We start from the raw sequence: 26378 nt of genomic DNA on the forward strand, positions 1-26378 counted from the left end.
GTGGGTTCGGTCGCTATATGGGGCCTATACGGTGTCCAGCACGGCCCGCGAGCAGCCGGTGGGGAGGTCCGGGCGGCGCCCGGTGGCCGGGGTCCCGGGGCGGGCATAGCGTGCTGAAGGGGTGTCGCTGCGGAAGGAACCTCATGAAGCTGGACAGGCCGGTGACCGGTGGTCCCTGCTGGACCGAGCTCGGAACCAGCGATCTGGAGGGGGCCAAGCGCTTCTACGCCGACCTGTTCGGATGGCGGCCGGAGACGGACCCGCGCCATGAGGCGGGCGGTTACACCGTCGCGCACCTGGGCGACGCCGCCGTGGCGGCGATCTCGCCCCGGTACCAGGACTCCCAGCCCGTCGCCTGGAACGTGTCCTTCGCCGTGGCGGACGCGGACGCGGCCGCCGAGGCGGTGCGAGCGGCGGGCGGCACGATCGTCCTCGGGCCGATGGACGTGTTCGACGTGGGCCGTTTCGCCGTCGCGGTCGATCCGGGCGGTGCCTTCTTCCAGCTGTGGCAGGCACGTGCCTTCCCCGGCGCGGGACTGTTCAACGCGCCGGGCGCGCTGGGCTGGGTCGAGCTGCTGACCCGCGCGCCGGGGCCGGTCACGGACTTCTACACGCGGGTGTTCGGCTGGACCGTGACCCCCTCGGAGCAGTACACGCAATGGGGCATCGACGGCGACGACTTCGGCGGCATGCTGACGCTGGACGAGAAGTTCCCGCCGGAGGTGCCCTCGCACTGGCTGCCGTACTTCGCCGTCGAGGACGTGGACGCCACGGCGCACGCGGCCGTGGCGGCGGGCGGCAGCATGCTGATGGAGCCCACGACCGTGCCGGAGGGCCCGCGCATCGCGGTGCTGAAGGACCCTCAGGGGGCGCCGTTCGGAATCCACGCGGCGGGCGAGGAAGGCTAGCGGCGGGGCCACCGCGACCGGGACGGTCCAAAGGCACAGCTCCCGCTCCCCCTGAGGGCGGGCACGGCTCCCGCTCCCTCCCCCGGACGGCTTCAGGCCCGCGGCAGCCCGAGCCGGCCCTCCAGCTGGCCCAGCAACTCGCCGAGCAGTCCGGCCAGTTCACGTCGGCGCTCGGGGTCGACGCCGGACAGGACCGAGGTCTCGTAGGCCAGTTGCTCGGGCAGGATGCCGTCGACGAGATCGCGCCCCTCGTCGGTCAGCCGCACATGTGCGACCCGGCGGTCACGAGTGTCCCCCCGGCGCTCGACCAGCCCGCGTTCGGTGAGCTGCTTGAGCCGCTTGGTGACGGCGGCGCCCGAGGAGAACGTCTCGCGGGCGATCTCGCTGGGGGTCAGTTCGTGTCCGGTGCGCCGCAGGGTTCCGAGGACGTCGAATTCGGGACGGGTGAGCCCGGCCCGGCGCAGCGGAGCGTCCTCGGCCTGCTGGAGGAGCGCGGCACAGCGATTGACGCGGCCGATCACCTCCATGGGCCCGGTGTCGAGGTCGGGGCGCACGGTCCGCCACTGCCGGACGACGGCCGCGACGGTGTCCGCGGGGGCACCCGTGCGGGTTCCCCTCTCCGAGGGGGTGCCTGCGGAGGTTCTGTCTCCGGAGGGCGCGCCCGTGGAGGTTTCGCTTCCGGAGGGCACGCCCGTGGAGGCTTCGCTTGCGGAGGGCACGCCCGTGGAGGCTTCGCTTGCGGAGATGGCGTCCACACCGGCGGGACCTCCCCCGGAGGCCCGCGGTGCCGCGGCCCACCCGTCGGGGGCGGCCTCCTCGTCCGCCGGACCGGCGGGACCGACGCGGCCGTCCGGCCGCCCCGGGCGATCCCGGCGATCCCCGCGCTCCTCGCTCTCCCCGTGACCGACGGGCGCCGTCGCAGCGAGGCGTTCGCTCCCGGCACCCGCGGACCCGGCGGGCACGGCCGCGCCGTCCGCCCGGCCGACGGGCACTCCCCCGGTGGCCTCCCGCTCGGCGGCGGCCTCCGAGTGGCCCCGCCCCCCGGGAGTGGCCTCCGCGTGCGCCCGCCCGTCCGCTGTCGTCATGCCTGTGCGCCCTCCAAGCAGTGCAGTCCCTGCCGTCGTACCGTCGCCGCGAGCGTACGGTGTCCGCGCTGCTCGGCCCCCACGACCCGCTCCTCCGGCAGGGCGCGCTGCCACCATTCGCCCGCCGCGGCGTCCGCGGCGGCGCGCAGGGCGACCACTGCCGCGGACAGATCCCGCCGGGCCGACTCCAGGGCACCGGGCCCGGGGTCTTCCGCGGCCAGCAGTGCGGCGGCGCGCTCCCGGGCACTCTCGACGGCGGCGAGCGCGTGCTCGATGCGGTCGCCGGCCCTGCGGTTCGTCACCGCGATCGCGGCGACGAAGCCGACCAGCGCACCCACGAGGGTGTCCACGACACGGTCGGTGATCAGCTCGCCGGGCTGCTGGACCCGCGCGAACTCGGTGATCAGCAGGGCCATCGGGGTCACGCAGATGCTGCCGAGCCAGTAGTTGCGGCCGATCAGCGCCTCGGCGCCGAAGTTGAGGGCGAGGCAGCACAGGACGAGGGCCGCCTGGCCGAGGTGGGCGAGGGGGGCGATCGCCGCGAAGGCGAGCACGCCGACGAGGTTGCCGACGACGCGCTGCACGCCCCGGCTCCAGGTCAGGGTGACGTTGGCCTGGTAGAGCGAGGCGGCGGTGACCAGCGCCCAGTAGGGGCGGCCGACGCCGAGGGCGAGCGAGACGTACCCGGCGAGCGCGCAGCCGAGCGCGGTGCGCAGGGCGATGGGCGCGAGCGGGCCGAGGCGGCGCAACAGCGGCGGTTCCCCGAAGGTCAGCGCGGCCTCGACACCGAGGAGTTCGTCGGCGGTGCCGGAGAGGTCGCCAGGACGCGGCACGGGGTGGTTGCCGCGCAGTTCGCGGGCCCAGTCGTGCAGCCGCCCGGAGTCCGTGTCGGCGGGCGCGGCCAGTGCGACCTCGGCGCGCACGACCAGTCGTTCCAGGGAGCGCCGGGGTGCGGAGCGGGCTCCTGTGGACAGCAGGCACTGCCAGGCGCCGTGCACGGCGGCGGCCGCCGCGGCCCGGGCCCGTGCGCCGTCGGCGCCGGCCTCCCTGGCCTCGACGTACGCGGCGGTCGCGTCCAGCGCGTGCGCGGTGGCGCGGCGCTCGGGGCCGTGCGGGCGGACGAGGCCCGGGGCCATGCAGACGATCCAGGCCCACACACCGGCCGCCGCGCCGAGCGCGAGATGGCCGGGCACCTGGCCGAGGGACTGCGGCGCGAACAGGGCCGCCGAGGAGATGAAGGCGAGAACGACGTGTCCGGGCGGCCCGATGCGCGTGGCGTCGCAGAGCACCTTCTGCGCGGCGGCGAGCAGGGCGCCGACGGTGACCAGCACGACGGCGCTCGTAGTGAGCGAGGCCGTGACGAGGGAGACGGCGAGGCCGCCGAGCATGCCGAGCACCACCCAGGCGACGGCGCGGGCCCGCGCCGCATAGGGGCGGTTGTGGGCGTACAGGGCGCACAGCGATCCAGCCATCGTGTACATGGCGAGGTCGAGGCGGCCGAGCGCCAGGAGCGTCAGGTTGGGCAGGGCGACGGCCACGACGGCGCTCAGCGCGGGCTTGAACCAGATGTCGGACGGTCTGCCGAGCCGCAGCACTCCGGCCAGCGGCAGGCGCCGTACGCGGGGGGCCCTGGGGGCGGTCGCACTACTCATGCGCACAATATTAGCAGGTGTTTTACTTGTAAAACATATCCTCCACCCCACCCCTCACCAGCGCACACTCCCGCACACTCCCGCACGCTCCCCCACGTACACCCTTGCGCTCGCTTGCGCACCGGACGCTCGGGGCATGTCCAGACCGACTGCCCGATGTCCGACATCGGAGAGCGGGGAGGTACACGGTGCACGGACCGGCTTCGCCCGGCTGGCTGCTCGTCGCGCTGTGCGCGGCAACCGGCGCCTACTGCCTGCTGCGCATGCGCAGCCGTGTCGAGGAACAGCGCCGAACCGCGGGCGGCGAGGCGCTCATGGGCTTCGGCATGGCCGCGATGGCGGTCCCGGCCGCCGTGGCCGCCCCGCCGCGCTGGGCTTGGCTCGTCTACACCGCCGTGTTCGGCGCCGCCGCCGTGCGCGCCCTGTGGACGGCCCGGTCGGACCCGCACCACCTGCACCATCTGATGGGCGCCCTGGCGATGGTCTACATGGCGGTCACGATGGCCGTCTCCCCCGTCCACCACGGCCACCACGGCGGCTCCGGCATCCCCCTGGTCACCGGAGCCCTCCTGCTGTACTTCACCGCGTACGTCCTGCGCTCCGGTGCCCGACTGCTGCCCGTGGGGAGCGCCACCGCGGGGAGCACGCGCGCCGTCGGCTGGGGCGACCGGCCCGAACTGTCGCGGGCCTGCCGCCTGTCCATGGGGATCGCCATGCTGGCGATGCTGGTCACGCTCTGAGGCCGGCCCGCCGGACGCGACTCCCGGGAGGGACCGTCGAGCGCGGGGCCGGACACGCGACGTTAGAGCGCCGTACGAAACCGTGGCGTGCGTCACTTGCCCTCGCGGCCCGTATCCAGCGCCGACACCCCGCTCATAGGCTTCGGCCCATGATGGTCCCCGCGGCACTGTTGCTGCTCGGCGCCGTGGTCGCCGTGGTGGCTCCGCGACTGCTCGCCCGGGCCGACTGGCCGGACCGTGAACCGGTGGTCGCCCTGTGGGTCTGGCAGTGCGTGGTGGTGGCCGTCCTGCTGTGCTGCGTCCTGTCGATGACACTCAGCGCGGCCGCCGCGTGGGTGGCGGTGCGGGGCCATGTGTTCGGTCCGGCTCCGCGCTCCGTCGTGGACGCGTACGCGCTGAGCACGGGCGGCGCGTGGGCCGCGACGACCGCCGTGGCACTCGCCTGCGGTGGCGTGTGGACCGCGGCGATGCTGGCCCGGGAGATTCTGCGGGCCCGTGCGCGGCGCCGGCAGAGCCGCGTCGAACTGCGCCTGCGTGCCCCGTTGTTGCCCGGCGAGGAGCCGAGCGCCGACCGGATGGTGGTGCTGGAGGGCGAGCGCCCCGACACCTGGTGGCTGCCCGGCGCCACGCCCCAACTCGTCATCACCACAGCCGCGTTGCGCCGCCTCAAGGGACAGCAGCTGGATGCGGTGCTCGCCCATGAGCAGGGTCACGCGCGGGCCCGGCACGACTGGCTGCTGCACTCCTCGGCGGCGCTGGCCACCGGCTTCCCCCAGGTGCCGGTGTTCGCCGCCTGCCGCGACGAGATGCACCGGCTCGTCGAACTCGCCGCCGACGACATGGCCTCGCGCCGCTTCGGCCGCCTCACGATCGCCCTGGCCCTGGTGGAACTCAACGAGGACCGGGGCGTGTTCGGCCCCTGCCCCACCCCGGAGGCCCACGTCCCACAGCGCGTGAACCGCCTCCTCACTCCCCCCGACCGGCTCACGGCGGCCCGGCGCCTGCGCCTGACGGCCACCGCCGCACTGGTCCCGGTGGTCCCGGTCCTGGTGGCGTTCGTGCCCGGACTGCGAGCGCTGGGCTAGGTCTGGACCACGAATCCCGGCGCCACGCCGAGGGCAGCCCGGCGGGTTCCTCCCGGCAGCCCGGGGTGTCCCTCGGTGACGGGTTCCTTCCGGCAGTCCAGGGTCTCCCTCGCCCACCGGGCGCGTGCGGTGCGTCGCGGAACGGGTGTTGGCCCGGCGCCCCGGGCGTCGGCGAGGATCACTCCATGCACTCCCCGGCTGCCGCCCCTCCCCCAGACGCACCCGACCCTCGTGCCCCCGCCCCGCGCGGCCCGCGCCTCCGCGGCGTCGTGCCGGTCGCCATGATCCTGGCCGTGCTGTCCCTCGCGCTCGTCCTGATGGTCGCGCTCTCCTGGCACCCGCTGACCGCCCTCGACGGTCACATCGCGCGCACCACGCACACCTGGGCCGTCGACGAGCCCGGCCTCACCCGCGTGTTCCGGGTGCTGACGGACTGGGTGTGGGACCCGTGGACGATGCGCGCGGTATGCGCCGTCGCGGTGATCTGGCTGGTGTGGAAGCACGGGGACCGGTGGCTCGCCTTGTGGGTGGCGGCTGCGTGCGCGCTGGGCACGGTGGTGCAGCAGACCCTGAAATGGGCTGTCGGCCGCGAGCGCCCCGTCTGGCGGGACCCCGTCGACCGGGCCCACTACGCGGCCTTCCCCTCCGGCCACGCCCTCACGGCCACGGTGGTGTGCGGGCTGCTCCTGTGGCTGCTGTACCGGTGCGGCGCGGGACGCGGGCTGCGGCGCACGGCGCTGGCCCTGACCGTCGTCACCGTCGTGGGCGTCGGCTGGACCCGGATCTGGCTCGGTGTGCACTGGCCCTCCGACGTCCTGGGCGGCTGGCTGATCGGCGCGCTGGTGGTCGCCCTCGCCGTGGCCTCGTACGAGCGATGGCGCGACCCCGGGCACCCTTGACCTCCGTGGACGGCGCCACGAAGGATCTCTGCCATGAGGATCAAAGGTGTGCTCTTCGACTTCTCCGGAACCCTCTTCCGCGTCGAATCGACGGATTCGTGGCTGCGCGCGGTGCTCCGCGACGCCGGACTCGCCCTGCCGGAAGACGAGTTGACGGCGGCGGCACAGGCCCTGGACGCGGTGGGCGCGATGCCGGGCGGCGGACGCCCGGGGTGCGTGCCCGACGGCCTCGACGAGGTGTGGCGCACCCGCGACCGGAGCGCCGAGCTGCATCGTGCCGCGTACACGGCGGTCTCCCGCCAGGTGCCCCTGCCCGGTCCCGGTCTGCACGACGCGCTGTACGAGCGGCACATGATGCCGGACGCCTGGGATCCCTACCCGGACGCCGCCGAGGTCCTGGCCGCGCTTCGCGAGAGCGGGGTCGCGGTCGGTGTGGTCAGCAACATCGGCTGGGACCTGCGCCCCGTCTTCCGGGAGCACGGTCTCGACCCGTACGTCGGCACGTACGTGCTCTCGTACGAGCACGGCATCCAGAAGCCCGATCCACGGCTGTTCGGGGTCGCGTGCGACGCGCTGGGCGTCGCGCCCGAGAACACCTTGATGGTGGGCGACGACCGAGGGGCCGACGGGGGCGCGGCGGCACTGGGTTGTGAGGTGTTCTTCGTCGACCATCTGCCGGTGGCCGGGCGCCCGGAGGGACTGCGGCCCGTGCTCGGTCTGATCGGCTGAGGGCAACGTCGCCCGTTCGCCCGCCAGTCCGCCTCGGATGATCCCCCGTGTCACCCGAGGCAGACGGCAGGCCGGAGTGGACCCGCGAAGGGTCTGCTCCGGACGCGTTGAGTATAGTTGGCTGGCAGCCAGTCAACGCAGGAGTTACAGCATGTCCCCGCGCAGCGCCTCGGTCAATGAAGAGTTGCGGCGGCGTTCCCGGGAGCGGCTGTTGCAGGCAGCCGTGGAGTTGGTGAGCGAGCGCGGCTACGAGGCGACGACGCTCGGGGACATCGCGGACCGCGCGGGATCGGCGCGCGGCCTGGTGTCGTACTACTTCCCCGGGAAGCGCCAGCTCCTGCAGTCCGCCGTGCACCGGCTGATGCACCGCACGCTGGAGGAGCGGCTGGAGAGCGAGCCGCGTACCGAGGACGGCCGGGAGCGGATGGCACGGGCCATCGACGCGATCCTCGGCCTCGCCCGCGACCAGCCCGTCCTGATGCGCCAGCACATGGCCGGCCTGTTGCAGGCCGAGGGCTTCGTGCAGTGTCCGGAGCAGCAGCGGCTCGCCCAATTGCTGCGGGACACGATGGCCGGGTACGGCTCGCCGGATGCCGGGACCGACTACCCGATGCTGCGGGCGCTGCTGATGGGCGCGGTGTACTCGGCCCTGGTGCCGGGTGTTCCGATGCCGATACCGACGCTTCGGGCCGAGCTGTTCAAGCGGTACCGCCTCGACTGGGAGATGGGTGTCCCGCCGGAGACCGAAGTGCCCGGCGGGACGTGTGAGACGGATCTGTCACGGTTCTTCGCGACCGGCCGGCAGCCCGAGGACCAAGCCGCGGACCGGCCGGAGGACAGGACCGGCGGCCGCCCGGACCGCCTGACGGACGAACAGCCGGCAGGCCGTTCGGACCGCCCGGCGGACGCCCGGGCGGACGGTCAGTCGAAGTAGTCCGGCTGCGTCTGGACGTTGAGCTCGCTCAGACGGACCCGCTTGGCCGGGTCCGTGCGCCGGTCGTCGAGCTTCAGGACGTCGAAGCCCTTGGCGATGTCGTTCGAGTAGATGTAGCCGTTGTAGTAGTAGGCCGACCACGAGCCGCCGACCTGGAGCGTGTCGGTGGACAGCGGGCCGCGCTCGAAGTAGGCGATCTCCTTCGGGGCCGACGAGTCGGTGAAGTCCCAGACCGAGACGCCGCCCTGGTACCAGGCCTGGACCATGAGGTCCTTGCCCTTGACCGGAATCAGCGAGCCGTTGTGGGCCACGCAGTTCTCGGTGTCCGCCTGGTGACGGGGGATCTTGTAGTAGCTCCGGAAGACGAGCTTGCGCTTGTCGCCCTTGCCGACGATGTCGTAGATGCCGTCGGCTCCGCGGTTCGGGCCGATCGCCGCGTTGCAGGTGGCCGCGCCGCCGCCGCCCAGCTCGTCGGTGAACACGACCTTGTCGGCCTTCTGGTTGAAGGTCGCCGAGTGCCAGAACGCGAAGTTCACGTTGTCCTCGACCTGGTCGATGACCTTCGGGTGCTCCGGGTCCTTGATGGAGAACAGGATGCCGTCACCCATGCAGGCGCCCGCGGCGAGGTCCTTGGAGGGCAGGACCGTGATGTCGTGGCAGCCGGTGGTCTTGGAGACACCCGGGTTGGTGGGCCCGCCCGGGTTGCCGCCGCCGTCCGGTCCCTCGCCCGGGAACAGCACCGGGAAGTTGACGACCGCCGCCTTCTCGGGAGCGTTCCGCGGCACCTTGATGACCGATATGCCGTCGTGCGGCGGCTGGCAGTCGGGGAAGGTGGCGCTCGGCGAGTACGAGGAGACGTAGAGGTAGACGTTCTTGCCGTCGGGCACGAGCGAGTGGGTGTGCGAACCGCACGCGGTCTCGACGGCGGCGACGTACTTGGGGTTCGCCTTGTCGCTGATGTCGAAGACCTTCATGCCCTCCCACGACGACTTCTCGGTCGCGGGCTGCGTCGTGCTGTTGCAGGAGTTGTCGCTGCGAGAGGAGTCGGTGGACAGGAAGAGCAGGTTGCCGGAGACGGACACGTCGTTCTGCGAGCCGGGGCAGAGCACCTGCGCGACGGTCCGGGGCGCCTTCGGGTTGCTGATGTCGAAGATGCGGAAGCCGTCGTAGTTGCCGGCGAAGGCGTACTTGCCCTGGAAGGCGAGGTCCGAATTGAGGCCGGTGAAGGCCTCCTTGGGGATGTTGGCGAGATGTTGGATGTTGTCGGAGTGGACGATCTCGTCCTGGCCGGGTATCTCCCCGCTCGCCACCGCGGCCCTCGCCTCGGCGGCGTCGCTCCGGGAGACCTTCTCCCGTGCCGCGGGGCCGTCCCCGGGGTCGGGGGTGGCGGCCGCCGGCCCGGCTGTGAGCAGCGCGGCCAGGAGTCCCACCGCGGCGGCGGCAACTCCCAGGCGTCTGTGCCGCGTTCGGGGATCGTTCAACAGGGTCACTGTTTCCTCCCTTGTGCCGTTCAAGGTCGAACGGTTCACGGACCCCTGAAGTATCGTCCGTCCCATGCAGAGATCAACAGACGGCAACGTACTCGTAATGAATGTTTTTGATCAGCCACGTTCGGAAGCGTGCTAGGACGGACATCAACATCCCTGATGCATCCATCGCTCCATGACCCTTCATGAGCCGCAGGAGGTCGCCGTGTTCGCTCGCCGTACGTCCAGCGCGTCCCCGAGACCCACGCCCCGTGCGCTGCTGGCCGCGGCGTCGCTGTCCGTGGCCGCACTCGCGCTCACCGGCTGCGACTCGGACTCCGGCGCCAAGTCCGCCGCCTCGCCGGGCCCTTCGGTCATCGCGCCCGGCAAGCCCGGAGAGGCGGCCGAGACATTGTCCGCCGCGGAGGCCGCGAAGCAGCGGAACGACGACGACTCCCCCAACTCGGCCGACTTCGCCTATGCCCGGATGATGATCGTCCACCACACCCAGGCGCTGGAGATGACCGAACTCGCCCCGAAGCAGGCGGAGTCCGGCAAGGTGAAGCGGCTCGCCGCACGGATCGCCGCCGCGCAGGGCCCGGAGATCTCCACCATGAAGAGCTGGCTCAAGACGCACGGCGGCAAGCGGGCGGTCACGGGGCACGAGCACGCGACGATGCCCGGGATGGCGACGCAGGACCAGCTCAAGGCGTTGCGCGCGGCGAAGGGGAAGGCGTTCGACGAGCTCTTCCTGAAGCTGATGATCACACATCACGACGGGGCGGTCACCATGGCCACGGACGTGAAGTCCGAGGGCAACAACATCCAGATCGAGGAGATGGCCGACGACGTGATCGCGCAGCAGACCAGCGAGATCGGCAAGATGCGCGCGCTTCAGTGACCGGGTCCGGACGGGCGTCGCTCGACTCGCCCGCTCAGCGCCGTGCGTGACGAGGACTCAGGAATCCGGCCTCCCGCGCTCCCGCGATGAGCCGCAGCGACTTGCGCCGGCTGTGGCCGGTGGCGCACATGACCGCCAGCACCGGGTCCACGCCGTCCTGCTGGGCGGCGCGGTACTCCTCCGCCGCCAGCCTGCGGCCCTCGGTGCCACGGGGCCAGGCACGCCGGGCCCGGCGCGTCGGCCCCGTCCGCCCACCCTCGTCCTCGTCGCCCTGCGTGCCCTCCTGCTCGTCGCCGTGCGCGCCCTCACCCTCACCCGCGGGCCGGGCCGCGGCACCGCACGCCTCGAAGAGCGGCGCCTCGATCCAGTCGGAGAGCACCGCCAGGTCGCCGAGGGAGAGCGGCGGCTGAGCCCGTACGTCCTCGATCGTCACCGCGGCCCCGGACAGCACGGCGAGGACCTCGACCTGGGCACCGTCGGCGAAGACCAGCCGGACGTCGAACCACGAGGTACCGGTCCGGTGGTCACGCACCTGCCAGGCGGGCCACACCGACACCACGCCGTCCGCGCGGCAGCGGCCGTTCAGATCGAGAAAGGATGCTTCCAGCACATGCGGAACGTAACCGCATGATCACATTCCATTCGAACGGACACGCACGGACGCGACACGCGCCGCACCCTGTCAGCCGAGCATCGGCGGTGCGATCCTGGAACCGTCAGCGATCTCCTGTCAGCGTTCTTCCAGAACCCTCGGTTAAGGAGTTCCGCCGTGCTGCATGTCGCCGTCGTCGGCTCGGGGCCCAGCGGGGTCTACACCGCCCAGAGCCTCGTCCAGCAGAGCCAGGTGCCCGATGTCCGGGTGGACGTCCTGGACCGGCTGCCGTGCCCCTACGGCCTGGTGCGCTACGGGGTGGCCCCCGACCACGAGAAGATCAAGTCGCTCCAGAACAACCTGCGGGCCGTGCTGGAGGACGAGCGGGTGCGGTTCCTGGGCGGCGTCCAGGTCGGTCCGGACGGGGTGCCGGTCGCCCGCCTGCGGGACCTCTACCACGCGGTCGTCTACTGCGTGGGCGCCGCCACCGACCGTCATCTCGGCGTGCCCGGCGAGGACCTGCCCGGCAGTTGGTCGGCCACCGAGTTCGTCTCCTGGTACAGCGCGCACCCCGACGCCGCCGCGGAGGAGTTCGTGCTCGGTGTGCGCTCGGCCGTGGTCATCGGCGTCGGGAACGTGGCCGTGGACGTGACCCGGATCCTGGCCCGGGGCGCGGCCGATCTGAGCCCCACGGACATGCCGCAGGCGGCGCTCGCCGCACTGGCCGCCAGCAAGGTGACGGAGATCAGCATGGTGGGGCGACGGGGCCCCTCCCAGGCCCGCTTCACCACCAAGGAACTGCGTGAGCTGGGATCCCTGCCCGACACCGAAATCGTGGTGGATCCGCACGAGTTGGTACTCGACCCGGCCTACCTCGATCCGTCGGGCCTGCCGGCCGCGCAGCGACGCAACGTGGAGGTGCTGCGGGGCTGGGCCGACGCGCCGGCGCAGGGCCGCCCACGGCGGATCCGGCCGCGGTTCTTCCTGCGCCCCGTCGAACTGCTCGCCGACGGCGGGCGGGTGGGAGCGGTGCGCTTCGAGCGGACCGTGCCGGACGGGCAGGGCGGTGTGACGGGCACGGGGCGGTTCGAGGACATCGAGGCTCAGCTGGTGCTGCGTTCGGTGGGCTATCGCGGGGTGCCTCTCGACGGGCTCCCCTTCGACGCCGGACTGGGCACGGTGCCGCACCGGGCGGGACGGATCCTGCGGGACGACGCGATCGCTCCGGGCGAGTACGTGGCGGGCTGGATCAAGCGCGGCCCCACGGGCGTCATCGGCACCAACCGGCCGTGCGCCAAGGAGACGGTGACCTCACTGCTTGAGGACGCGGACACCCTCGTACGGCGCGACGTGGCCGGGGATCCTCTCGCGGCGCTGCGGGCGGAGGGCGTACGGCCGGTCGAGTGGGCCGGGTGGCAGGCGATCGAACAAGCCGAGGCGGAACTCGGCGCGTCGCTCGGCCGGGGCGTGGTGAAGCTGCCCGACTGGCCGTCACTGCTGGCGGCGGCGCGTACGGCGGGTTCGTGACGGGTGCGTCGGCGCGTACGGCGGGGCGCGGTGGAGTCGACACGGCTTTCGTGGGCATGACACACATCGGCAACAGCCCGGAAATCAACAAACTGTTCAAGCCGCTTACGGTCGGGAGCTGTTCACCCTTCTTCGCCCTCGCCCGCTTCCCGCCGCTCCTGGAGTGCCCATGGCCACCACCGCTGCTCCCGTGCATCCCGTCGACGAGGTTCCACCCGTACGCCAACTCGCGGCCTTCGGGCTCCAGCACGTGCTCGCGATGTATGCGGGCGCGGTGGCCGTCCCGCTGATCGTCGGTGGCGCGCTGAAGCTGTCGCCCGCGGATCTGGCGTATCTGATCACCGCCGATCTGCTGGTGTGCGGCATCGCCACGCTCATCCAGTGCGTGGGTTTCTGGCGCTTCGGGGTACGCCTGCCGATCATGCAGGGGTGCACCTTCGCCGCGGTGTCGCCGATGGTGCTGATCGGGACGACCGGCGGCGGCCTGCGCGCGATCTACGGGTCGGTGATCGTGGCGGGCCTCGCCATAGTCCTGCTCGCCCCGGTCTTCGGCAGACTCCTGCGGTTCTTCCCTCCCCTGGTCACGGGCACGGTCATCCTGATCATCGGTGTCTCCTTGCTGCCGGTCGCCGGGAACTGGGCGGCCGGCGGAGTGGGCGCGGAGGACTTCGGCGCGCCGAAGAACCTGGCGCTCGCGGGCTTCGTGCTGGCCGTGGTGCTGGCCGTGCAACGGTTCGCGCCGGCCTTCCTCGGCCGCATCGCGGTACTGATCGGCATCGCCGTGGGCCTCGCGGTCGCCGTCCCCTTCGGATTCACGGACTTCGACGGGGTCGGGGACGCCGACTGGGTCGGGGTCAGCACGCCGTTCCACTTCGGCACGCCGACGTTCCACGTCTCCGCGATCGTCTCGATGCTGGTCGTCGCCCTCGTCACGATGACCGAGACCACCGGTGACTTCATCGCGGTGGGCCAGATGACCGACCGTCCCGTCGAGCCGCGCACGCTCTCCGACGGCCTGCGCGCGGACGGCCTGTCGACGGTTCTGGGCGGCGTGTTCAACACCTTCCCCTACACGGCGTTCGCGCAGAACGTCGGCCTGGTCGGGATGACGCGCGTGCGCAGCCGCTGGGTGGTCGCCGCCGCGGGCGGCATCCTGGTGCTGCTCGGCCTGCTGCCCAAGCTGGGCGCGATCGTCGCGGCGATCCCGGCGCCCGTGCTGGGCGGCGCGGGCCTGGTGATGTTCGGAACGGTCGCCGCGAGCGGCCTGCGCACCCTCGCGCAGGTGGACTTCAAGGGCAACGACAACCTGACGGTGGTGGCCGTCTCGGTCGCCGTGGGCATGCTGCCGGTCGGCGTGCCGACGGTCTACGAGAAGTTCCCGGACTGGTTCCAGACAGTGATGAACAGCGGGATCAGCGCGGGCTGCCTGACCGCGATCGCCCTGAACCTCCTCTTCAACCACCTGCCGGGCAAGGCGGATTCGGCCGGGGACGCCGCCGGGCCCACGCCTCCTTCGGTGGCGGCGGAGGCATAGCAGCCGACACAGGCCAGGCCGTCGGACGACTGGGGATGCGGGGCCGCGGCCGTCAAGGCGACCGGGCAGGTCGGCCCGCGCGGTCAGGGGCCCGGCGCCTCAGCGGCCGAGCCGGGCGGCCTGACGGGCCGCTGCCGCGAGGATGCCGTCGAGGAGCCCGGGGAAGAGGTCGTCCAGATCGTCCCGGCGCAGGCCGTTCATCTTCGCCGTGCCCCGGTAGACCTGCCGGATGACCCCGCTCTCGCGCAGCACACGGAAGTGGTGCGTGGTCGTGGACTTGGTGACCGGCAGGTCGAAATGCGAACAGGAGAGCTCGTCGGCGTCGGCGGCGAGCTCTCGCACGACCTGGAGCCGCATGGGGTCGGAGAGCGCGTGCAGCACCGACTCCAGGCGGATCTCCTCGAGTGCGGGGTGCGGCAGGTCACGGCTGCCGTTGGCGCGGGCGGCGGTCGTCACGGCGGCTCCACTTCGTCCGGATCTTCCTCCGGGGCTGTCGTCCCGCACACATTGTACGAGATCTCTCGTAGTTTGACATCTCCCGTACTACGACGCCTATCGTACGAGGCGTACACCGGCCCCGTGACGAATGGAGTCCGCCGTGAGCGCTCTCTTCGAGCCCTACGTCCTGCGCGAGCTCACCATCCCCAACCGGGTGTGGATGCCACCCATGTGCCAGTACTCCGCCGCGCCCGAAGGAGCCGCGGCGGGCGTCCCCCGCGACTGGCACTTCGCCCACTACGCGGCGCGGGCCACCGGCGGCACCGGGCTCATCATCGTCGAGGCGACCGCCGTCTCCCCCGAGGGCCGGATCTCGCCGTACGACCTCGGCATCTGGAACGACGCGCAGGTCGAGGCGTTCCGCCGCATCACCGGCTTCCTGTCCGCACAAGGCACCGTGCCGGCCGTCCAGCTCGCCCACGCCGGGCGCAAGGCGGCCACCGAGCGGCCGTGGAAGGGCGGCGCCCCGATCGCCCCCGGCGCCCTCGCCTGGCAGCCGCTCGCCCCCAGCCCCCTCCCCTACGACGAAGGCCACCCGGTCCCGGCCGAGCTGACCGTCGCCGAGATCCAGGACATCGTCGGGCAGTTCGCCGACGCGGCCCGCCGCGCCCTGGACGCCGGTTTCGAGGTCGTCGAGATCCACGGCGCCCACGGCTACCTGCTGAACGAGTTCCTGTCCCCGCACTCCAACCACCGCACCGACGCGTACGGCGGCTCGTACGAGAACCGCACCCGCTTCGCCCTCGACGTCGTGGACGCCGTGCGCGAGGTCTGGCCCGACAGCAAGCCCCTGTTCTTCCGCATCTCCGCCACCGACTGGCTGGAGGCGGACGGCTGGAGCGCCGACGACACCGTCCGCTTCGCCGCCCGACTGCACGAGCACGGCGTGGACCTGCTCGACGTGTCGACCGGCGGCAACGCCTCCGGCGTGCGCATCCCCGTGGAACCCGGCTACCAGGTTCCTTTCGCCGCCCGCGTGAAGAACGAGACCTCCCTGCCCGTCGCCGCCGTCGGTCTGATCACCGGGATCGAGCAGGCCGAGAAGATCCTCACCAACGGGGAGGCCGACGCGGTGCTGCTGGGCCGCGAGCTGCTGCGCAACCCGTCCTTCGCGCGGCTCGCCGCGCGGGAGCTGGGGGGCGACGTGCACGTGCCGGACCAGTACCACCGGTCCGTGTAGGCCCCGCCCCGGAGTGCGGCCGGCGCCGGCCGCACCCCTACCCGGCCGGGCACCGATGAGTCTGTGACCCAGGACACCCGCCCCTGAAGGGAACTGAGGACCTGTTCCCACCGGTCAATGAGAGGGAAGACGTCACTCCAGGATCGGTCGGACCCTACGTGAAGTAGGGTCCCGGTGGTGAACCGGATCATACGCGACGGGGGACCCCTTGAAGGAACGCCACGACGGGCGCGCGGGCCGCGGGCCGATGTCCGTGCTGGCCCTGCTGATACCGAGTCTCGGGATCGCCGCGGTGGGCGTGTACCACCTGTGCGGATTCGATCTGCACGCCCTCCACGGACGCCCGCACCTCGACGACGGGCTGACCATGGCGGGTGTCATCCTGGCCGTGGTCACGGCGGGCGCCGCCGTGGGTGACCTCCTATGGTGGGCGACGACACGCAACCGCCGTGCCGGCGAGAGTGCGAAGCCGTGCCCGCCCCGGGCCCTGGGCCGCCCGCGGCCGGGCCGCTCCGACTTGCTGCGAGCACCGGGCAGGACGAAGAAGTAGCAGCACCGCAGGGACCGGGGGCCGCGCCCCCGCGGGGACGCGCGAGAGGCAGTCCGCCGGGAGAGGCAGTCCGCCCGGAGGGGCGACGGGCCGACGGGCCGACGGGCCGACGGGGCGACGGGGCGACGGGGCGACGGGGCGACGGGGCGACGGGGCGACGGGGCGACGGGGCGATTCTCACCGCCTCCTTACCCCTTCACCTCTCCATAACCGAACTTTTCCCTACACCATGTAGGGTTCCCGGCCGCAGCCCCCACTGCGCTCCCCCGGCCACAGTCCGCACCGGTTCGCCCCGGCCTCTCCCCAAGGTGTTGCTCCACGGTGTCCGTACAACAGTCAGTGCTCGTCCCGGAACAGCGGAACACGCGCTCACGCCCGACCCACCCGCCAGGACGGCAGGCCACCGCCGCACGGCTGCGGGCCGCCACCCTCACCGTCTGGTATCTGCGCCTGCTCGCCACGCTCAACCTGGTCGCCGTGGTGTCGCTGACCTTCCGCCAGGAAGTCATCGAGCACAACGGAGGCCCCTACTTCACCCCGTACCTCGCCACCGCGGGACTGGTCTCGGCGGCACTGGCCCTGTTCCTCGCCGTGGTGATGCGGCGCCGCAAACGGGCGGCCTGGATCTTCAACCTGCTGCTGGCCGGCCCGCTCTTCGTGCTCTACACCGCCGCACTGACCCAGGACCGGTACCAGCGGCACGGCTTCAACTGGCTCTCCACCGTGCTCACCGGACTCTTCGTCGCCGCCCTGCTGGTGGGACGCAAGGAGTTCCACGCCGTCGGCGACCGCTCCAACCCCAGGCTGGCCGTGGCCGTCGGCACCGGCGGCCTGCTCATCGGCGCCACCCTCGGCACCCTGCTGGTGAGCGTCACCAACCAGGTCACCGGGACGCCGCTGAGCGACCGCGTCGCGTACACCCTGCTGCGCGGCGTCAGCGTCGGCCCACTCGCCGACCGCTTCGACAGCGTCGCGGCGCCCCGCTGGGTGGACGTCCTCATCAACGCCATGATGGCCGCGACCTTCCTCCTCGTGCTCTACGCCTGCTTCCGCTCGCCGCGCGGCCGTGAGCTCCTCGGCGCGCCCGACGAGGACCGCCTGCGGGAGCTGCTCGTCAGGCACGGCGAGCGGGACTCACTGGGGTACTTCGCGCTGCGCCGCGACAAGGCGGTCGTGTGGTCGCCGACCGGCAAGGCGGCGATCGCCTACCGGGTCGTCGGCGGTGTGACGCTGGCATCCGGTGACCCGATCGGGGATCCCGAGGCCTGGCCCGGCGCGATCGACGCCTGGCTGCGCGAGGCGCGCCGTCATGCATGGACGCCCGCGGTGATGGGGGCGAGCGAGGAAGCCGGCACCATCTACGCCCGGCACGGTCTGGACGCCCTGGAACTCGGCGACGAGGCGATCGTGGACCGCGCCGACTTCACCCTGGAAGGGCGCGCGATGCGGGGCGTCCGGCAGGCACACAACCGCGTCCGCCGCGCCGGCCACACCGTCCGCATCCGCCGGCACGCCGAGATCCCCCGAGCCGAGATGGACGCCCTGACCGACCTGGCGGACCGCTGGCGCGACGGCGAGACCGAGCGCGGGTTCTCCATGGCACTCGGCAGACTGGGCGATCCGGCCGACGGGCGCTGCGTCATGCTGGAGTGCCACGACGGCGACGGCGAGCCCAGGGCCGTACTGAGCTTCGTGCCGTGGGGAGAGCGGGGGCTGTCGCTGGATCTGATGCGCCGCGACCGGAACTCCGAGAACGGGCTCATGGAGTTCATGGTCATCGAACTCCTGCTGCGTGCCGAGGACATCGGCGTCAGCAGGGTGTCCCTGAACTTCGCCATGTTCCGGTCCGTCTTCGAGCGCGGCGGCCGGCTGGGCGCCGGACCCGTGCTGCGACTGTGGTGTTCGCTGCTGACGTTCCTCTCGCGCTGGTGGCAGCTCGAATCCCTCTACCGTGCCAACGCCAAGTACCGGCCCGTATGGGAACCGCGCTACCTGCTGTTCGAGAAGAGCGGCGACCTTCCGCGCATCGGCGTCGCCGCCGCCCGCGCGGAAGGCTTTCTCGCCCCGCCCGCGCTGCCGCGGCCCGGTTTCGGTCCGCTGCGCCGGACGCCTCCGGCGCCTGACGGGGCATGGCCGGACCGTCGGCGGCCCGGGCGGCTTCCGGCACCGCCTGCCGAGCCGCGGGCTGCGCGTTCTCGTCCTTCATCGCTTTCGCCTCGTTCTTGAGGATGCGCATCCACCTGCCGTGAGCACGGACGGTGTCGGGCGGCTTCTTCGAGCCGAACGACACGACGACCACGATCGCCACGACGAGCAGGTGCCGACGGGCAGCATCTCGGGGGTGAGCCCGACCGCCACCGCGCCGGCGAAGGGCAAGGTCTCCGCTCCCCGCCCCCGCAGCACCGCGTTCGTCATGGGCCCCAGCGGCGGCGTGAGCAGCATGAACCGGATGAGCTGGAGCGACGTCAGCGCGGCGAGGCCGTCCGACGCGTACGCCCCCGCGGCGGGCGGCACACCGGCTCGCGGGCGGTCCTGCCGCGTCGACGTCGCGGTCGTGCCGGGTGCCGAGACGGTCTCAGGCGCCGCCGCCGCGGACGCGTCGCAGCGCTCCGCGCGCGGTGCGATCGATGGCGCCAGTCCGATCGGTGGCGCCGGTCCGATCGGTGGCGCCGGTGCGATCGGCCAGGGCGGCCCGGTCGGTCGACTGACCCACCACGAGGCGTACGACGGTCACGACGTCCGGGTCGTCGACGAAGTAGACCTCCCGACGGCCCTCGCGTCGGGACCGTACGAGACCGGCCAATTTCAGCTCGGTCGGATGCCGGCCCACCGCGGGCAGCGCGCCGCCGGCCCACTCGGCGAGACCGGTCACGTCGCTCGCGCCCTGCGACGGCGCCCAGACGATGTACGGCCGCGCCGGCGACAGCGAGCAGCCCGAACGCCGCGGTCGCCTCCTCCGGCACCTCGGCGGAGGGTCCTCGACGCCCACGACCTCTGCCGCCACCGCCGTGTCCTCCCGTCCTGCCGACCCGCCGGCCCGCCCGTGCGAATCGCCCCAGTCCAGGACTCCGGCCATGGCGCCCGCGGTCGTCGCCCGGCACGCTTCCCGACGTCACTGTCAGTGCCGTGGTGCACACTCTCGATCAGTTGCCGGATGCCTGGGGAGGATGCCGTGTTCTGGGGGATCGACGAGGTCGGCTGGGCTTCGATGGAGCATGCGTACGGAAGCGCCGAGGACGTGCCGGGGCTGTTGCGCGGGCTCGCCGCGGTGGACCCCGAGGAGCGCGAGCGGGCGCTCGACGGGATGTACGGGGCGGTGCACCACCAGGGCGACGTGTACGACTCGACACTGGCCTGCATCCCCTACTTGTTCGAGCTCGTCACCCATACGGAAGTCCCCGACCGCGGCGGCATCGTGGAACTGCTCGTCAGCATCGGCGGAGGGGACGACGATGCCGAGGACGACGAGGAGGACGTCAGCGCGCCGGTCCGCGGCAAGGACGGCGAGGACAATCGGGCGATGGCCCGTGCGGCGATACGGGCGGGGGCAGCGGCCTTCGTCGGCCTGGTCGCGGACGAGGACCCGGAGGTACGGCGCGCGGTGCCGGCCGCGCTCGCCCGCTTCCTCGACGAACCGGAGCGCGTGCTCGGCCTGCTGAGGGAGCGGCTCGGCGCCGAGGAGGAGGGCGGCGTCCGGCTGGCGCTCGCCGAGGGCATCGGACTGCTCGCGCGACTGCACGCCGGCGTCACCGCACCGGCGGTGGACTGCCTGACCGCGCTGTGCGCCACCCCGCACGACCCGGGACTGCGGCTCGCCGCGCTCGGACAACTCGCGGGGTGCGCACCCGACCACCTCCCCGCAGACCTGGTGCCCACCGTCATCGCCCTGCTCCGCGCCCGGTCGCGATGCGCCCGCGGGTCGGAGGAGCCCGAGCGGACCGGCACGGACACGCTCATCGGACATCTGCGCCGCATGCGGCCCGCGGACGAGGAGGGCTCCCAGCTGCTGCGCACGCTCCACACGGCACTCGGTTCCCGCACCGCCGACCGGATCGCCCTGCTCGAAGGGCAGTTGACCGGCGAGGACGCCGCCGACCGGTGCAACGCGGTGTGGATGTCCGCGGGCCTGTTCCGTGAGTGGCGCGCCTCGTACGAGGAACCGATCGCCCTGATCGGTGAGCAACTCGCCTCGGACGAGGAACGTCTGCGCTACGCCGCGGTGTCGGTCCTGGAGTCCCTCTTCACCCTCGCGGCACCCGCCGCCGACCGGCTCGCCGCTCTGGTGGAGTCGGACCCGCAGGCCTGGGGTTCCGGCACGCCGACCCTGGGCCGCCCGCTGAAGGCCCTGGCCAGGGCCGGGGATCCCCGGGCCGTTCCCGCCCTGGCGCAGGTGCTGACCCAGCCGGTCGTCCCGAACGAGGTCGGTCACGCGATCGAGTACCTGGGCCCGGCCGCCGCACCCCTGGCGCCGCTGCTGCGGCAGCGCCTCGGCGAGGTGCCCCTGGACTCCCGGGAGACGTACGGCCGGGCCGCACCGTTGCTGTCCGCGCTCGGCAGACTGCGGCACGACGCCGCGGTGCCCGAAGTGCTTCGGCTGCTGCACGGCGCGCCCCGCACGCTGTCGCTGCGGGACTCGCTCGTGAGCGCGCTCGCGAGGACGCTCGGGACGTTCGGGGCCGGCGCGCGGACGGCGACACCGGTGCTGCGCGAGCTGTTGGACGGTCCGAGCGCCGTCCCGGCGGCCGCCGCGCTCTGGGCGGTCGAGGGGGACCTGACAGCGGTGCTTCCGCCGCTGATGCGGGGGCTGGCCGAGGAGGGCACGGGCCACGCGCGGCCGGCGGCGGACGCCCTCGGCCGCGTGGGGCCGCCCGCCGCGGCCGCCCTTCCGAAGCTGCGGCGGCTCGCGGAGTCGGCCGAGGTCTGGGAGCGGACGGCCGCCGCCTGCGCGCTCTGGGACATCGCAGGCGATCCGGAACCCGTGCTGCGAGTGTTCCGCACCGCCTGGCACGAGAACGCCTGCACGCGCGGCACGATCGCCGCGTGTCTCGTCCGGATGGGCGGCGCGGCGGAGCCCGTCCACGATCTGGTCGACGCGGAGCTGGCCGCTCCGCGGCGGCACCGGGCGCGGTCCGGTGGCTACGGCAGTCACGACATCCTGGAGGACGAACGACTGCTGCGGGACTGCCGCACGGTGCTGGACGCGGCGTAGCGCCGTGGGGCCCCGGTGGGCCCGTGCGGCGTGCGGCGCCGAGACAGCGGGCGACATCCGACGAGCCACCCGCAGGACCGAGGGAACCGCCCACGACGCCCGAGGAGCGACCCATTAGCGGCCGCGCCGCCGGGGGAAGCCACCCACCACGCCCGACCAGCGACCCGCGCCGCCGAGGGAACCGTTCACGAGGCCCGGGAGCGGCTCACGGCGTCCGAGGAGCGGTCCGCGAGGTCGGCGGGGACGCTCGTCCGGCGCTCAGCTCGTCGTCCGGCCCCATCTGGGTCCTATCCGCGCCCACTCCTGGTCCCACTGGTCCATGCGGCGCCTCTCGAGACGGCCCCGTGCCAGTCGGCCGCCCACGAAGGGCACGGCCGCCGCGCTCACGCCCACGAGGACACCGACCATGGCGGACCGGGTCTGTGCTTGCGAGGCGGTGGCGGGTTTGGTGACAAGGCGCCCCTGCCGGTCGGTCCACACGGTGACCGGGGTGCCCGCCTCCGTCCCGGCGTAGACCCGCGCCTGGCCCGTGTGGGCCGAGCCGTCGGGCGCGGTCCAGCGCACCTTCGCCCAGACGAGGCCGCTCGCGGACTCCGTGGCGCCGGTCCCGACCGCGTCCTCGGTGAGCTGGGCCGCGACGGAGCGCCATTGGGCGCGTTCCACGGCGAGACCCCGCTCGACGGTCCGCGCGGTCAGCAGACCGGCGAAGACGCCGCTGAGCACGATGAGCACCCAGGCGGCGAGCATGATCCAGGCCTCCAGGGCGTCACTGCGACGCCGCAACGGATTACGTCGCCACCGCCACAGCAAGACCTTCGGACCTCGGAATGCCGCCATCGATGGCATCCTCCTCACAGCCGCACGGAAACGCCCCGTCCCCCTCCCATACGCGCTCGGCCCGCTGGATGCTCAGGCCGGGTCGGCCGACTCGTCCGTCCCTGGAATCACGGTACGCCGCATGTGTGCGGCGAGGCAGCTCGAAGGGATCGCCCTCAGGTCCCGACACGGCGTCCGCGACCTGCGCGGACGACGAGTTCAGGGGTGACTGTCAGTGGCGGGGTGCAGACTGGCCGGTGGCTGGGACAACGACGTCGCGGAGGTGGTCGGCATGGCCGAGGTTCTGCTCACGGTAGGCACGCGCAAGGGACTGTTCATCGGACGACGGCGCGGCGGCGCCTGGGAGTTCGACGAAAGTCCGTACTTCAACGCACAGGCGGTGTACTCGGTCGCGATCGACACCCGGGGCGAGCGTCCCCGGCTGCTGGTCGGCGGGGACAGCGCGCACTGGGGCCCGTCCGTGTTCCACTCGGACGACCTGGGCCGGACGTGGACCGAGCCGGCGCAGCCCGCCGTCAAGTTCCCCAAGGACACGGGCGCCTCGCTGGAGCGGGTCTGGCAGTTGCACCCGGCGGCCGCCGAACCGGACGTGGTGTACGCGGGCACGGAGCCCGCCGCGCTGTACCGCTCCGAGGACCGTGGCGAGTCCTTCGAGCTCGTCCGTCCGCTGTGGGAGCACCCCACCCGCTCGAAGTGGGTGCCCGGCGGTGGTGGCGAGGGGCTGCACACCATCCTCACCGACGCCCGCGATCCGCGCGCCGTGACGGTCGCCGTCTCCACGGCGGGCGTCTTCCGTACCGAGGACGGCGGCGCGAGCTGGACCCCTTCCAACTCCGGTGTCTCCGCGGTGTTCCTGCCGGACCCGAACCCGGAGTTCGGCCAGTGCGTGCACAAGGTCGCGCGGGACGCCGCGAATCCCGACCGGCTGTATCTCCAGAACCACTGGGGCGTGTACCGCAGTGACGACGCGGGCGCGAACTGGACGGACATCGGCGACGCTCTGCCGTCGACATTCGGGTTCGCGGTCGCCGCGCATCCGCACCGCGGCGACACGGCGTACAACTTCCCGATCACCGCCGACTCGGACCGCGTCCCCGCCGGCCGGCGCTGTCGCGTCTTCCGTACGTCGGACGCGGGCAAGAGCTGGGAGCCGCTGACCGCCGGCCTGCCCGCCGAGGACCACTACGGCACGGTGCTGCGCGACGCCCTGTGCACGGACGACGCCGACCCGGCCGGCGTGTACTTCGGCAACCGCAACGGCGAGGTGTTCGCCTCGGCCGACGACGGCGACAGCTGGAAGCAACTGGCCTCGCACCTGCCGGACGTGCTGTGCGTGCGGGCAGCTGTCATCGGCTGAGGCGACTGGGGGGAGACGCTGGTGGGTATCCCGGGAGAGACAACACCGAAGTGCCGTGCGGGGGAAGGCCTCCGGGCCGGTCCCGGGATGCCCGTCGCGACGGCGGGTGAGCCGGAACGGAGCGCGCGGAGGAACCCGTCGGGCCCGCCGACGCTACCGCACTGTTCCCGGTCAGCCGCCCGCGGAATGCCACGTTCCCACCCTGCGGCACGCGGGTCGGCGGCGACCGGTCGGCAGTCCCGTGGACGGTCCGCGTCACAGCGCGGTCAGCGTCTGCCAGGTCGTGGACGCGACGACCCCGTCTGCCGGCAGGCTGTGCGCGGACTGGAAGGAGCGCACCGCGCTGTCGGTGGCCGAACCGAAGGAGCCGTCCACGCTCAGCGCGGACCCGTGGGCGTTGAGCCGGCGCTGCAACGCCGTCACCGCGGGCCCGCTGCTGCCCTGCTGCACCACGACGGCGAGGGCCCGCCAGGTCGAAGGTCCGACGATCCCGTCGGCGGACAGGCCGCGGCTGGACTGGAAGGACCGCACCGAGCTGCCGGTGGACGGGCCGAAGGAGCCGTCCACGCTGAGCGTGGCCCCCCGGGCGTTGAGCAGATACTGCGCGGTCCTGACCCGCTCACCGCTCGCCCCCTGCTGAACCACCGGCCACTCGGTGCTCGGAAGCGGCGTGCCGCGTCCGGCGGGCAGGGAGAAGGGAGCGGGGAGAAGCAGCTGCGTGTTGCGGGCGTCGGCTGTTCCACGGCGCTTGTCGATGCCGGCCGCCACGGCCTGAAGGTCGTTGGCCGCCAGCTCGCGTCCCAGCGAGGCGAGTGCGGCGGGGGTGCTCGTGTCCCCGTTGCACGACAGCGGTGCGTCGGAGTCGACCATGGTCGTGAAGATCGACAGGATGCCATCGCCTTCGGCGATCTCGAAGACCCGGCTCTGGATGGGCCAGTCGATGTGCGAGGCCGTGTTCACCTCCCAGAAGCCGTTGCCGATGACGGACGGCCAGGAAGTCTTGTGGGCCCAGATGTTGTTCGTGTGCGTGTGGCCGTCGACCATGAGTATCACGTTCGGGAAGCGCAGCAGCAGGTTGCGGAGTTCCGTGCCGCCGTACGGGGATCCGCTGTCCGTGTTGTCCATGGAGTCGAGCGTGTGATGGCAGCAGATGACGATGAACTTGTCGGTCACGCCGGGCTGGTTGACGACCGTCCTGGCCCGGGTGCCGTCGGAGTCGTCGAGTTCGTAGCGTGAGCTGTTGCCCTTGAGCTGGGCGTTCAGCCAGTTCCACTGGTCCTTGTCGATGGCGCCGTCGGCACCGCCGCTGGTGTTGGTCGTGTCCAGCACCAGGAACTGGAATATGTCGTCCGGCCCCGAGGGAATCGCGTAGTAGGCCCGGTCGCTGCCGGACGTGAACCCGTGCCCGCGAGGGGCACCGGTGGTGTTGAAGTGCTCGGCAATGAAGTCGCTCCGCGCGAGCAGCCGCCGGGACGGGTCCTCCGTCACGTGTGCCGTACGGAGAGTGAATTCTCCCGTCAATATGTCCTTCAGCAGGTCCAGGTAGTACGTCGTGGTGTTGTCGAAGACGTCCGGGACTCCCTCGATCTCCGTCAGTTTGGTGGAGCCGGTGGCAATCCTCTTGAGCGGGTCGAAGGGGAGAGTGTCGATAGGCACGTTGCCCTGGACGAGCGCATCGTGGTTGCCGTAGGCCGCATACCAGGGCATGCCCAACCCGGTCGCCGTGAACGGTCTGCGGGCGCCCTTCAGCAGACCGCTCACGACCGGAAAGCCGTGCAGGGCGTTGTTGTCGGGCGGAGTCTGCCGTGCTTCCGGATGCCAGTAGTGGGTTTCCGTCCCGAACTGACCGCTCGCCACGCTCTCGTCCTTGGTGAGGTCACCGGAGTCCGGGTGCACCGTGTTGCCGTCGAGGAGGTCGATGTACCACCGCGACTCGTTGTACTGGCAGTTGTCGACCGCGTCGCCCGTGACGACGGTGAAGGCCAGCGGTGTGCTCGTCCGCGGGCTCCGGAGGACCTGCCGGACGGCGCGGCACATCGCGTCGGTCGTCTGTGTCGAAAGGAATTCGTGTGCGCGGTACGCCGATTCGGTCGGGTACGAGTGGTAATGCGGAGGTCCGTAGTCCGCGAGCCGGTCGAGGCACTCGATGCGCAGCGGGGACTGGTCGTCGACGATGTGCAGGTCGGACATCTGGGCGAAGGCGATCAGCGACCGGGTGACCTGCGGCGAGGTGGCGAGGGTGAAGTCGTTGCGGGTGATGTGCGGTTCGCCGGGGCCGGCGGCCAGACCGTGGTACCCCATGCCCAGGTCGGGGCCGATCTGCACCGTCTGGTCCACGGTGGTGAGCCCGAGCGCGGCACCCGTGCCGAGAGGTGGCGATGCGGCACTGGCAACGGCGCGCAGGCTTCCGACATCGATGGCCGCGGCCACCACAGCCACTCCGGCAGCTGTCAGGATCCTGCGACGGGAGATCGCCATGTCGATTCCTTCGGTGTTGGACTTCGGATGCCGCGAAGTCGTCGGGGGTGTCTTGCTCGTAGAGGTACGGCGTGCCCGTGTTGTCGACGGCGACCAGCTCGATCCCCCGGCCTCCGCTTCGCTCGGCGCAGACGTGGCGCATCCTCAGCGTGGTGGTACCGGCCTGCGCCGGTGTCTGCGCCGAGGGCCGCCGCGTCCCGCTGCCGACCCACAGGCC

Annotated in this window: 21 protein-coding genes and 2 pseudogenes; 14 read left to right on the forward strand and 9 right to left on the reverse strand. The window is 72.3% G+C overall.

Translation table 11 applies throughout. The features are described 5' to 3' along the window. Positions 1–143 precede the first annotated feature (143 nt). Positions 144–908, forward strand: a complete 765-nt coding sequence (locus H305_RS0109910) for a VOC family protein (protein WP_028800245.1) — start codon at positions 144–146, stop codon at positions 906–908. A 92-nt stretch (positions 909–1000) separates the two neighbouring features. Here H305_RS0109910 and H305_RS0109915 read toward each other — a convergent pair whose 3' ends face one another. Both H305_RS0109915 and H305_RS0109920 read right to left on the reverse strand, forming a co-directional pair. Further along, complete coding sequence (locus tag H305_RS0109915; protein ID WP_420708048.1) at positions 1001–1627, reverse strand: MarR family winged helix-turn-helix transcriptional regulator; 627 nt, start codon at positions 1625–1627, stop codon at positions 1001–1003. A gap of 362 nt (positions 1628–1989) precedes the next feature. Then, positions 1990–3645: an FUSC family protein gene (locus H305_RS0109920; RefSeq protein WP_028800247.1), complete on the reverse strand. Its 1656-nt coding sequence runs from the start codon at positions 3643–3645 to the stop codon at positions 1990–1992. Between the two features lie 188 nt (positions 3646–3833). Here H305_RS0109920 and H305_RS0109925 point away from each other — a divergent pair, with 188 nt between their 5' ends. The 5 genes from H305_RS0109925 (at position 3834) to H305_RS45275 (ending at position 8032) form a co-directional block, all read left to right on the forward strand. After that, positions 3834–4385 (forward strand): DUF5134 domain-containing protein, encoded by a 552-nt coding sequence (locus H305_RS0109925; protein WP_028800248.1) that lies wholly within the window; start codon positions 3834–3836, stop codon positions 4383–4385. A gap of 149 nt (positions 4386–4534) precedes the next feature. Continuing rightward, positions 4535–5470, forward strand: a complete 936-nt coding sequence (locus tag H305_RS0109930) for a M56 family metallopeptidase (protein WP_028800249.1) — start codon at positions 4535–4537, stop codon at positions 5468–5470. 185 nt (positions 5471–5655) lie between these two features. Next, a complete protein-coding gene (locus tag H305_RS0109935; protein WP_028800250.1) occupies positions 5656–6369 on the forward strand; it encodes a phosphatase PAP2 family protein in 714 nt (237 codons plus the stop codon). Between the two features lie 33 nt (positions 6370–6402). After that, positions 6403–7098: an HAD-IA family hydrolase gene (locus H305_RS0109940; RefSeq protein WP_028800251.1), complete on the forward strand. Its 696-nt coding sequence runs from the start codon at positions 6403–6405 to the stop codon at positions 7096–7098. Between the two features lie 151 nt (positions 7099–7249). Then, entirely contained in the window at positions 7250–8032 is a 783-nt protein-coding gene (locus tag H305_RS45275) for a TetR/AcrR family transcriptional regulator (RefSeq protein ID WP_037763334.1), read from the forward strand. On the opposite strand, the gene H305_RS0109950 is transcribed toward H305_RS45275, so the two are convergent. Continuing rightward, positions 8020–9522 carry an LVIVD repeat-containing protein gene (locus H305_RS0109950; RefSeq protein WP_028800252.1) on the reverse strand — a complete coding sequence of 501 codons (1503 nt, stop codon included), beginning with the start codon at positions 9520–9522 and terminating at the stop codon, positions 8020–8022. The two genes, H305_RS45275 and H305_RS0109950, sit on opposite strands and share 13 nt — an antisense overlap. 172 nt (positions 9523–9694) lie before the next feature. On the opposite strand from H305_RS0109950, the gene H305_RS0109955 reads away from it, so the two are divergent. Next, positions 9695–10399, forward strand: a complete 705-nt coding sequence (locus H305_RS0109955) for a DUF305 domain-containing protein (protein WP_078628973.1) — start codon at positions 9695–9697, stop codon at positions 10397–10399. A 34-nt stretch (positions 10400–10433) separates the two neighbouring features. Here the strand turns inward: H305_RS0109955 and H305_RS0109960 are convergent, their stop codons facing one another. Further along, positions 10434–10955: a DUF6214 family protein gene (locus H305_RS0109960; protein ID WP_028800254.1), complete on the reverse strand. Its 522-nt coding sequence runs from the start codon at positions 10953–10955 to the stop codon at positions 10434–10436. Positions 10956–11168: 213 nt separating this feature from the next. On the opposite strand from H305_RS0109960, the gene H305_RS0109965 reads away from it, so the two are divergent. Together H305_RS0109965 and H305_RS45280 are read left to right on the forward strand one after the other, a co-directional pair. After that, positions 11169–12518, forward strand: a complete 1350-nt coding sequence (locus H305_RS0109965; protein WP_028800255.1) for an FAD-dependent oxidoreductase — start codon at positions 11169–11171, stop codon at positions 12516–12518. A 169-nt stretch (positions 12519–12687) separates the two neighbouring features. Continuing rightward, a complete protein-coding gene (locus H305_RS45280; protein WP_037763336.1) occupies positions 12688–14052 on the forward strand; it encodes a nucleobase:cation symporter-2 family protein in 1365 nt (454 codons plus the stop codon). 99 nt (positions 14053–14151) lie between these two features. On the opposite strand, the gene H305_RS0109975 is transcribed toward H305_RS45280, so the two are convergent. Further along, positions 14152–14508, reverse strand: coding sequence for an ArsR/SmtB family transcription factor (locus tag H305_RS0109975; RefSeq protein ID WP_028800256.1), 357 nt, complete (start codon positions 14506–14508; stop codon positions 14152–14154). Positions 14509–14650: 142 nt separating this feature from the next. On the opposite strand from H305_RS0109975, the gene H305_RS0109980 reads away from it, so the two are divergent. The 3 genes from H305_RS0109980 (at position 14651) to H305_RS45290 (ending at position 18506) form a co-directional block, all read left to right on the forward strand. Continuing rightward, positions 14651–15730: an NADH:flavin oxidoreductase/NADH oxidase gene (locus H305_RS0109980; protein WP_028800257.1), complete on the forward strand. Its 1080-nt coding sequence runs from the start codon at positions 14651–14653 to the stop codon at positions 15728–15730. Positions 15731–15938: 208 nt separating this feature from the next. Beyond that, entirely contained in the window at positions 15939–16280 is a 342-nt protein-coding gene (locus H305_RS45285) for a hypothetical protein (protein ID WP_158690509.1), read from the forward strand. Positions 16281–16601: 321 nt separating this feature from the next. Continuing rightward, the gene (locus H305_RS45290; RefSeq protein ID WP_078628974.1) at positions 16602–18506 is read left to right on the forward strand and encodes a phosphatidylglycerol lysyltransferase domain-containing protein; all 1905 of its coding nucleotides are present in this window, start codon (positions 16602–16604) and stop codon (positions 18504–18506) included. Between the two features lie 13 nt (positions 18507–18519). On the opposite strand, the pseudogene H305_RS55995 reads toward H305_RS45290, so the two are convergent. Next, positions 18520–18588 (reverse strand): annotated as a pseudogene (locus H305_RS55995) (twin-arginine translocase TatA/TatE family subunit); the annotation flags it as partial. Between the two features lie 381 nt (positions 18589–18969). Beyond that, positions 18970–19243: pseudogene (locus H305_RS45295) on the reverse strand (transcriptional regulator); the annotation flags it as partial. Between the two features lie 209 nt (positions 19244–19452). Between H305_RS45295 and H305_RS0110000 the strand changes: the two are divergent. Then, a complete protein-coding gene (locus tag H305_RS0110000) occupies positions 19453–21489 on the forward strand; it encodes a HEAT repeat domain-containing protein (protein WP_028800258.1) in 2037 nt (678 codons plus the stop codon). Positions 21490–21747: 258 nt separating this feature from the next. Here H305_RS0110000 and H305_RS0110005 read toward each other — a convergent pair whose 3' ends face one another. Beyond that, positions 21748–22326, reverse strand: coding sequence for a hypothetical protein (locus H305_RS0110005; protein WP_028800259.1), 579 nt, complete (start codon positions 22324–22326; stop codon positions 21748–21750). 271 nt (positions 22327–22597) lie between these two features. Here H305_RS0110005 and H305_RS0110010 point away from each other — a divergent pair, with 271 nt between their 5' ends. Further along, positions 22598–23683, forward strand: coding sequence for a WD40/YVTN/BNR-like repeat-containing protein (locus H305_RS0110010; protein ID WP_078628990.1), 1086 nt, complete (start codon positions 22598–22600; stop codon positions 23681–23683). Between the two features lie 255 nt (positions 23684–23938). Here the strand turns inward: H305_RS0110010 and H305_RS45300 are convergent, their stop codons facing one another. Then, a complete protein-coding gene (locus H305_RS45300; protein ID WP_078628975.1) occupies positions 23939–26161 on the reverse strand; it encodes a TIGR03767 family metallophosphoesterase in 2223 nt (740 codons plus the stop codon). Positions 26162–26378: the final 217 nt, after the last annotated feature.

The sequence above is a fragment of the Streptomyces sp. 142MFCol3.1 genome (assembly GCF_000424945.1).
Taxonomy (GTDB): Bacteria; Actinomycetota; Actinomycetes; order Streptomycetales; family Streptomycetaceae; genus Streptomyces; species Streptomyces siamensis.